Source organism: Bacillus sp. mrc49 (genome assembly GCF_002803435.1).
This window is the reverse complement of the sequence record NZ_PHNG01000268.1, coordinates 1-478: the sequence shown is the minus strand read 5'-3', so window position 1 is coordinate 478 and position 478 is coordinate 1. Positions and strand designations below refer to the sequence as shown.

At 44.1% G+C, this 478-nt stretch carries 1 protein-coding gene; it reads right to left on the bottom strand.

The features are described from left to right. Window positions 1–478, bottom strand: a 478-nt coding sequence (locus CVN76_RS01905) for an HD domain-containing protein (RefSeq protein ID WP_332850584.1), incomplete at both ends; no start/stop codon positions are given.

Sequence of the window (478 nt, the reverse complement as noted above, 5' to 3'; positions counted from 1 at the left end):
TCCCTTCCACCGTGTAAACGGTCGACACAGGTCCAGATAGCTCATGTACCTTCCCAAGATCATGCAGTATGACTCCTGCATACAAGAGGTCACGATCGAGCGAAGGGTAAAGGGTTGATATAGCTTTGGCCAGACCCAGCATCGAGACTACATGATAAGCGAGACCCGACATATACTCATGATGGTTCTTCGTCGCTGCAGGAAACGTCAAGAATTCATTCTGATATTTTTTAATAAGATGTCTAGTCACCCTTTGGATATTCGGATTCCTCATTTCAAAAATGAATTGAGTGATCGTTTCCATCATTTCTTCCTGACTTAAAGGTGCCGTTTGAATCAAATCGGCTTTTGTTACGCCATCAGCATCAGATGTGATTCTTATATTGCGGATTTTCAATTGGCTTCTGCCCCGGTAATTCTGGACTTCACCTTGAACTTTCACCGTAGCTTCGGCACTGTACGTTTTCTCATCAGCCTC